Source organism: Pedobacter aquatilis, from assembly GCF_032678425.1.
GTDB classification, from domain to species: domain Bacteria; phylum Bacteroidota; class Bacteroidia; order Sphingobacteriales; family Sphingobacteriaceae; genus Pedobacter; species Pedobacter aquatilis_B.
Genome location: NZ_JAVTSG010000003.1, coordinates 763207 through 772657, shown reverse-complemented (window position 1 = coordinate 772657; position 9451 = coordinate 763207). Strand labels below are relative to the sequence as shown.

Sequence of the window (9451 nt, the reverse complement as noted above, 5' to 3'; positions counted from 1 at the left end):
ATCAGACTCCAATCCTGGGCAATATAGATATCAGTAACAGTTCTATCTGTTTGATTTAATGCTTCAGCGACATCATCTTTTGAATAACCACATTTTCTACGAGCCCACGTGCCAACACAATGACGTATATCGTAAAAATCTATTCCAGGAATTTTACTAACTTCCTTAAGTCCTTGATCTAATGCTGCATTTAATCCTTGGGCATTTGAATATCTTAATTGAAGTTTACCTGCATATTTTTCCAGAAGTGAATGAGCTGGCTTTATGATTTTCACACTAAAATAAGCTTTGTCCTTGTTTTTGCTCTGTTGTAGTTGATTCTTTTACCAATATTTTCTATAGGAGGTATGTTTTACTGCCTTTCTTTTTTGTGAGTTGTTTCTCTGTAACAAAATGAGCTGTTTCAATATAGGCTGGTTGCTTATTGTGCCATATCCTTATTTTCACATTCCATGTACTGTCCTTTTTTTTTCAGATGTGATAATTGTCGAAGAAATTGTAATCATAGTAGGTGATTTTTTCTTAAGTAATTCTTAAGCGGATGTTAGATTCATGTGAAAATTCTTAAGTATTTCTTAAGCGGTTTATACCAAGTTAAGCAAATAATGCTGTTGAACCTAATTTATGACTGCAATCGCTATTTGTGTATAATAGGCCTTTAATGCACTTTTAAGGTATAAAAAAAGCCTTTTAAGATGTCTTAAGAGGCTTTTTTTATTTGTGGGCCCAGCTGGGCTCGAACCAGCGACCAAAAGATTATGAGTCTTCTACTCTAACCAACTGAGCTATAGGCCCTGAAAAAACGTGTTGTTTTTTGCGAGTGCAATGTTACAAATTTGCATTCAATTTATGAAAAAGTTTTTTACTAATTTTCTTTAAAATAGATTTTATCATTCATTTTCAATGAATTGCTTTTATCGAAAAACAATTATACAGCTAAATTGATTATAGATTGTTGTGGTGTAAAATGGGCAAAGCATTATGCAGTTCACAAAATCAGGCTGATTATTGTGAAAATTAGCTTAATTTTATAACCATATAGAATCTTTTACAACGCAGCGGGCATATAAATAACATCATAATTTTAGCATTACGTTCATGGATTACAAGCAACTACAGATAAATGTAGAAAAGCATATTAACGATTATTTTAATACCCATCACGATGACAGGTTGGTTTACCATAACCTGGAACATACGCAGCGTGTGGTGAAGGCGGCACAGCAAATTGCCAATCATTATCAATTAAATGATGAAGATTTCTTTATTGTAACGGCTGCAGCCTGGTTTCATGATACGGGTTATTTTGAAGATAACTTACATCATGAAGTAAAGGGGGCGGAGCTGGCCAATATTTTTTTAGAGAACGAAAAGTTACCTGAGGAAATCAGGCTAAAGGTATCGAACGCGATTTTGAGCACGAGGATGCCGCAAAAGCCGACCAATCTATTGGAAAATATTTTATGCGATGCAGATTTGTTTCATTTGGGTACGGAAGATTTCAGGCAGAAGGGTAAGCTGATGCATAAAGAAGCAGAGCTTATTTACAATAAGGATATTAGTAAGAAGGAATGGCGGATGGATGATGTGCGGTTTCTGGAATCGCACCAATACCATACCGATTATGCCAGGTTGCTGTTAAATGACCAGAAGCAAAGAAATATCGATAAGATTAAAAACAAGCTGTCTGAGCAATCTACCCAGATAACTTTTGTTGAGCCCAATTTGCACAGCAATCTCTCAACAGAAATTGAGCAGCCTAAGGAAAAGAAGAAAGATAAGAAAGACAAGAATGACCGGCCGGATAAGGGCATTGAAACCATGTTCAGGATAACATCGGCAAATAACCAGCGCTTAAGCGATATGGCCGATAATAAGGCCCATATTTTAATTACGGTAAATTCGATTATGCTTTCCTTAATTGTGAGTTTGCTATTGCGCAGATTAGAAGACCACGGCAACCTGATTATCCCCACCTTTATTTTATTGATTGTAAGTTTAACCTGTGTGGTGGTTTCGATATTATCAACCAGGCCATCTATTCCGCCGGGTGTATTTACGCCCGAAGAAATGGAGCAAAAGAAGGTTAACCTGCTATTCTTTGGTAATTTCTATAAAATGTCGTTACCGGATTATACCGATGGCATGGTAAAGGTAATGAACGATAAGGATTTTTTATATGGCACATTGATTACGGATGTGTATTCGCAAGGGGTGGTTTTGGGTCGAAAATATAAATTGATTCGCCTGGCTTATAACATTTTCATGTTTGGCCTGATTGCGGCAGTGCTTGCCTTTGTTGTTGCTTACGCAGCTTACGGAAAACTTTAATGGAAACAGCAGTTAAGAGCAAATTATTTAACCGTGATTTAAGCTGGCTTAAGTTTAATGAGCGGATTTTGATGGAAGCGGAGCGTGAAAACGTGCCATTGCTGGAGCGTATTAAGTTTCTATCTATTTTTTCTTCCAACCTGGATGAATTTTATCGGGTAAGGATGCCCGTATTGCTGGCCTTGCAAAAGCTGAGCAATAAGGAAGATAACGATATCCACGTTAGTGATGATTTGGTTAAATCGGCAAATGACTTAATAACCGGGCAGCAGCAAAGATATGGCAATACCTTGCGATTGGATATTATCCCGAAATTACAGGAAAATAACATCGAGCTTATTTATGGGCATCATTTTCCTTTAGAAATTGAGCAGGAAATCCGCCGATATTTTTTAAGTCAGGTTTTGGCTTTTCTCCAACCCGTGTCTGTACATGAAGAAACCAGCTTTTTCCCCTCAAATAATGAATTATACTTTTTAGTAACGGTTAGGGATGGCGATTTACATCAGGCATTTATCTTAAATATTCCATCAAATGAATTGCCTCGTTTTTATAAAATAGCACAAGCGGATAAAACCTATGTTGTGTTTTTGGATGATATCATCCGTTTTAATCTCGAAGTGGTATTTAAAAACGAGGAGATTACAGGTTGCTTTAGCTTTAAGATTACGCGTGATGCTGAAATTGACCTGAAAGATGAATATTCTGGAAGTTTATCCGAGCAACTGGAAGTACAACTATCCAAAAGAGATAATGGTCTGGCAACCCGTTTTCTACATCAGCCTGGTATTCCAAAACATGTAATTACCTTGTTGAAGAAACTTTTCAATTTAAAAAAGGCTAATCTGGTTGAGGGCGGGCAATATCATAACTTAAAAGATTTGATGTCCTTTCCGATAAAGGATGCCGCCTTATCGAATAAAAACTGGCCAAAGCTTTGCAATTCTGATGTGGTAAGCGGTTCGCTGATGGATGAAATCAGCAAGAAAGACCTCATTATCCACACACCTTACCAAAGCTATGATACCATTCTTCGTTTTTTTAACGAGGCGTCTATCGACCCGGATGTTAAAGAAATTTACCTGACGATTTATCGCGTAGCGACCGATTCAAAAATTATAAATGCCCTTATCAGCGCTGCTAAAAACGGTAAAAAGGTTAGGGTTTTGGTTGAGCTCAAAGCCCGTTTTGATGAAGCCAACAACATCAAGTGGGCTAAAAAAATGAAGGTACAAGGCGTAGAGATTATTTACAGCGTAACCGCTTTGAAGGTTCATGCTAAGGTTGCGTTGGTAAAGAAACAAGTTGGCGACAGGCTGCACTACACAGGTTTACTGGCTACAGGCAATTTTAATGAAAGCACCGCTGCATTTTACACCGACCATATTTTAATGACCGCCAATAAGGATATTTTAAGGGAACTGGAGTTGCTCTTTATCTTTTTGGCCAAAAGAATAAAACCCGAAAACAGTGCGCCAATAAATTTTGAACATATTCTGGTGGCCCAATTTAATTTGCAACAACAATTTTTAAAATTAATTGATAGGGAAATTGAACATGCAAAAACCGGAAAAGATGCCTCAATAACCATCAAGCTAAATAATTTAGAGGAAAAAACCTTAATCAATAAATTGTACGAAGCTTCGCAGGCTGGCGTAAAAATCACCTTATTGGTGAGGAGCATTTGCAGGTTGGTGGCAGGTGTAGAGGGTATGAGCGAAAACATAAAAGTTATCCGCATTGTTGACAGGTATCTGGAGCACGGGCGTATTTTTATTTTTAATAATCTGGGTAAACAAGATGTGTATTTAGGTTCGGCCGATTGGATGAACCGAAACATTTACCGACGGATTGAGGTTTGTTTTCCAATTTATGATGAAGGCATTAAACAGGATATCCTTCAGTTAATTGATATTCAGAAAAGAGATAATGTACAGGCGGTGTATATTGATGAGGAGATGAATAACATGCCGGTTGAGCAGGATGGAACGCTTATTGCATCTCAATCCGAAATCTATAAATTTTTACAGAAACAATGTTAAGTTTTATCAAATGAGAAATTATAAATATACCTTTTTAAGTGTTTTAGCTGTGTTTTGTGTTGGTTTCTTCTGTATTTCATGTGTAAATGAAAAGCATGATGATTCGTCAGTTTCGTCAGAAACTGAAGCCATAAAATCTGATTTTCCATACGATTTAAGCAAACCAATTAAGCATAATATGCCTCAAAGTTTGTTCGAAATTTCCGGTATCGTATTTAACAATAGCGACCCAAAGCAGGTTTATGCCATACAGGATGAAGATGGCGATTTGTTTTATTTGGGTTTGGATGATAAGGAAGCAAAATTTACAAAGTTTGGCGGTAAAGGCGATTATGAAGACCTGGCGATATTTAAAAACCAGTTCATTATTTTAAAAAGTAATGGGGAGTTGCACATTTTCCCTCAAACAGAAATTAATAAGCCAGAAGCTGCAAATGTAAAAAAAGTTAAAGATTTGCTTCCAAAAGCAGAATACGAAGGTTTAGCGGCAGATGATAACAAGATTTATGTGCTTACCAAAAATAGCAAAGCTGATGATAAAAATAAGGCAACAAGCATTTATGCGTTTTCTATGTCAGAAGATGGTACCTTAAAAACTGATGGCGAATTTAGTTTATCGTACAAGGAAATTTCAAATCTGTCGGATGCAAAAAAGATGAATTTTAAACCTTCGGCATTGGCTAAAAACAAAAGCACAAATGAGTGGTATATTTTATCATCGGTAAATAAAATGATTTTGATTACCGATGCCGATTTCAAAATAAAGAATACAGTTTCGTTAAAAGGTAGTAATTTTAATCAGCCGGAGGGCATTGCTTTTGATAAAAATAATACCTTGTATATTTCAAACGAGGGCGGAACTTTATCAGCAGGTAATATTCTCGAATTTAAATTAAAGCAGTAATTGCAAAGCCGCTTTCCTAACTAAAAAGCGGCTCATTATGTTCCATGTTATCGTTTCATAACAAACAAACCTTATGATTAGAAACTTTACGCTAAGCATTATTTTAATATTTACGGGGCTTATTTCATTTGCACAAAGTGAGGTCAAGCACCGCATTATACTCTTTGGTGATGCAGGCGAAATGAATCCGGCGCAAACGCAGGATTTAAAAAATGCCGCCAAACAAATCATCCCAAAGAAAACTACGGTTTTATATTTAGGCGATAACATTTACCCAACTGGAATGGGCTTGCCGGGCAGTTTGGAGGAAGAAGACACCAAGAAAATTCTGCAATCGCAGTTTACGCCGATGCGTGAAAAAGGTGCTGCGGTATATTTTATTCCGGGTAATCACGATTGGGATAAATCCGGACCAAAAGGCTTGGCTAAAATTAAGGCACAAGATGATTATTTGAAATCGCAGAATGACCCCTTATTAAAACTCGTTCCGCAAAATGGCTGCCCTGATCCGGTTGCCATAAACCTTACTGATAAATTAACCATTATTGCCTACGATAGCGAATGGTGGCTTTTTCCATACAACAAATCAAATCCAAACGGAGAATGCGAATGCAGAACTAAGGATGAGGTAATTGTTAAAATGGAAGATTTATTGGAGCGAAATAAGGATAAGGTTATTATTCTGGCTTCGCATCATCCGTTTCAAAGTTATGGCCCGCATGGTGGTTATTTTAACTTGAGAAACCACCTTTTTCCGCTAACCTCATTAAATAAGAACTTATATATCCCAATGCCTGTTTTAGGCTCGGTTTATCCGTTTTTGCGTTCTACTTTATTAAGTCCCGAAGATTTAAATCACCCGGCCTATAAGGATATGATAAAATCGGTTACAGGCGTTTTTGGCGATTATAAAAACGTAACCTATGTAGCTGGTCACGAGCACGGTTTGCAGTTAATAAAGAGTAAGTATCTGCAAATTGTGAGTGGTTCGGGTTCAAAAGTGTCGCCTAATAAGCAAGGGAAAAATTCATTATTTCATGAGATGCAGCAAGGTTACGTTGTGGCCGACCAGCTGATGAACAATGATATGCGCTACGAATATTATGTGTATGCCGATACCGGAGTGAAACGTGTTTACAGCTACACCAAAAAGTACGAAGTGCTTACAGCAAAGGAACGAAACAGGCTTAAACCCATAACTGCCGATAGTATTATTGTTCGTGTGAAACCGGAGTATGATAGTGTTGGTCGTTTTCACCGTTGGCTTTTCGGGGAGAATTTCCGTAAGGAATATGCGGCTAAAACTAAAGTTCCGGTTTTGCGTATTTCACAAATTGGTGGTGGTTTAAAAGCCACGCAAAGAGGTGGCGGTAATCAAAGTCGTTCGTTGCGTTTGGAAGATAAAAACGGGAAAGAATATGTGTTAAGAAGCGTGGAAAAGTACCCGGAGGTTTTGCTTCCACCGGGTTTAAGAGAAACATTTGCGAAGGATATTATTAAAGATAACATGTCGGCACAGCACCCTTTTTCTGCTTTAGTTGTTCCAGAATTAGCCAAAGCCGGGGGTGTTTACCATACCAATCCGGTTATCGGTTGGGTTTCACCCGATGATAATTTAGGCGAGTATGAATCTGTTTTCGCCAATACGCTTTGTTTGCTTGAAGAAAGAGAACCCGTTGGCGAATCGGATAGTTCACCAAAAATGGATAAGAAACTGACCGATGATAACGACAATAAATTAAACGGCCCGGCTTGGGTAAAAGCTAGAGCGCTCGACATACTTTTGGGCGATTGGGACAGGCACGAAGACCAGTGGCGCTGGAAAGAAACCAAAAAGGATGGCGATTCTTATTATACGCCGGTTCCCAGAGATAGAGATCAGGTTTTCTTCATGTCTGATGGATTTTTACAACGCTATACACAAAGTTCTTCCTTATTGCCAATGATGCAGGGTTATGAGCGTGAAATCAAGGATATTAACTGGTTTTTATGGGAAGGCAGGGAAATTAGCAGCAGGTGGACCGCAAATATCGACGAAAAAGAATGGGATAAAATTGTAGCCGATTTTTGTGCGAATTATAATGACGAGGTTTTTGAAAAGGCATTAAAAAAACTTCCGGAGCCGAGTTATTCTTTACATCATGAGGCTTTCTTAACGCAATTAAGGGCGAGGGTTAAAGCTTTGCCTAAATTGATGAATGATTATTATCACTTCTTTAACCGAATTGTGGATATCGAGGTAACGAATAAAAATGAGAAGATTCTGATTACCGACAATGGCGATAAGGGTTTAAGGGTAAAGATTAATAAAATATCAAAAGAAGGAAATATTAAAGGCGAACTTTACGATAGGAAATTCGACCCGAAGGTTACCAAAGAACTTCGAATTTACATGCATAATGGCGATGATAGTTTGTTTCTGGATAATAAATCGTCTGACATAAAATTGCGGATAATTGGCGGTAAGGGTGATAAGGTTTACGATTTTGCCAATAGTAATGGCTCGGTGAAGTTGTATGGACGTACAACCAAAGCAACTTACAATGGCGAGGCCGATAACAAAATCAGAAAGATAATTTCAAATGACACATCGAATTTCAGTTACATACCGAAGGATATGTACCGCAGAAATTCATGGCTTTTAAACGCCGGTTATAATAATGATGATGGTATTTTGCTTGGGTTAATTTACAAACAAACCAATCCGGGTTTCAGGAAACAACCTTACGGAAATTCGCAAACACTGTCTTTCCTGCATTCATTTTCTACCAAGGCTTTCAGGTTTAATTACCGTGGCGAGTGGCTAAAAGCTTTGGGTAAGGGCGATTTTATTTTAAAAGCAGATGCATTTGCACCAAATAATACGCAAAACTTTTTTGGCTTGGGCAACGATACCCATTTTGATGAACATGGTGATGACATCAGGTATTACAGGGCCAGGTTTAATTTGTATCAGGTAGACCCTTCCATCAGGTGGCGCAGGCCAAAATCGACCTTCAGCGTTGGTCCGTCGTTTCAGTATTACAAGTTAAACCAGGAAGACAATGCCGGCCGTTTCATCGAAAACGTGTCTCAGTTACATTCTTCAGATAGCCTAACGGTAAGAAATGAGAAGATGTTTGCAGGCGCAATTGTAAATTTTACAAATAACACACGTGATAACGATTTATTGCCTACCTTGGGTAGTTTCGTTGATTTTAAATTAACCGGCTACAAGGGCATAAATAAGTATTCCAACTCATTTGGGCAGTTTACGGCAAGCATTGCGCTCTACAAAAATTTAGATGGCAGAAAAGCATTTATCCTTGCCGATAGGTTCGGAGGTGGTGTAACTTTAGGTAAGCCTGCTTTTTATCAATCGCAATTTCTTGGCGGGCAAGGAAATTTATTGGGTTTCCGCCAGTTTAGGTTTGCAGGCGAACACAGCTTTTATAACAACTTAGAATTGAGGGCGAAACTCGGCGATTTAGTCAGTTATGTATTGCCAGGGCAAGTTGGTTTAATTGGTTTCTATGATGTTGGTCGCGTTTGGAAAAGGGGAGAAGCATCGCAAACCTGGCACCACGGCGTTGGCGGGGGCGCTTATTTTGCACCGGCATCACTTACGGTTTTGCGTTTTGTAATGGGCCATTCTGTTGATGGTTGGTATCCTTACGTGTCTATTAATTTTAGGTATTAAGCTAATTATAATTTTATTTCAAATATTTTGAAAAGCAGGTTTCTGTTAATAATTAACGTTCGTCCTGCCTTTCCTTCAATCTTTTATTTTTGTCCTTCGACTACGCTCAGGATGACAAAATAAAAGGATTTTCGTACGGTCAGGTTTAGGTTGGGCAAGCCGCATTTACTATTTAAGGTTGCTGATATGGCGTTTTATTTTGGCAAGTTGCCTTATGCCAAAGGCTAAGTACTCTGTTATTTAGCCCCGACATACACGGAAATACTTTTGGACATTAAAACTTACGAAGTCTATTATTACTTTTTTGGTAAGACTTCGTAAGTTTTGCCAAAAGATTGCAGTATTGGCGGGACTGTCGTGAACGAAGAACCACTGCTTTTGCGCTTCTAAAAATTGAAGCTTAAACTAACTTCCCGTTTTATTCGTATATTAATATAAGTAAATGTAAAAATAGTATTACGTTTTGCAGACTATTTGTAGCTCAGGCGATTTGTA

At 38.0% G+C, this 9451-nt stretch carries 4 protein-coding genes, 1 tRNA gene and 1 pseudogene; 4 read left to right on the top strand and 2 right to left on the bottom strand.

Annotation, left to right across the window (positions count from 1 at the left end; translation table 11 throughout):
- Positions 1–275 (bottom strand): annotated as a pseudogene (locus tag R2Q16_RS13370) (recombinase); the annotation flags it as partial.
- Positions 276–721: 446 nt separating this feature from the next.
- Positions 722–795: transfer RNA gene (locus tag R2Q16_RS13365), tRNA-Ile, on the bottom strand.
- Between the two features lie 303 nt (positions 796–1098).
- Between R2Q16_RS13365 and R2Q16_RS13360 the strand changes: the two genes are divergently transcribed.
- The 4 genes from R2Q16_RS13360 (at position 1099) to R2Q16_RS13345 (ending at position 8956) form a co-directional block, all read left to right on the top strand.
- Positions 1099–2331 (top strand): Pycsar system effector family protein, encoded by a 1233-nt coding sequence (locus R2Q16_RS13360; RefSeq protein ID WP_316737662.1) that lies wholly within the window; start codon positions 1099–1101, stop codon positions 2329–2331.
- Positions 2331–4373: a polyphosphate kinase 1 gene (gene ppk1, locus R2Q16_RS13355; RefSeq protein ID WP_316737661.1), complete on the top strand. Its 2043-nt coding sequence runs from the start codon at positions 2331–2333 to the stop codon at positions 4371–4373. Before R2Q16_RS13360 ends, ppk1 begins: the two co-directional genes overlap by 1 nt.
- 10 nt (positions 4374–4383) lie before the next feature.
- A complete protein-coding gene (locus R2Q16_RS13350) occupies positions 4384–5277 on the top strand; it encodes an SdiA-regulated domain-containing protein (RefSeq protein ID WP_316737660.1) in 894 nt (297 codons plus the stop codon).
- Between the two features lie 73 nt (positions 5278–5350).
- Entirely contained in the window at positions 5351–8956 is a 3606-nt protein-coding gene (locus tag R2Q16_RS13345) for a BamA/TamA family outer membrane protein (protein WP_316737659.1), read from the top strand.
- The last annotated feature ends 495 nt before the right edge of the window (positions 8957–9451 follow it).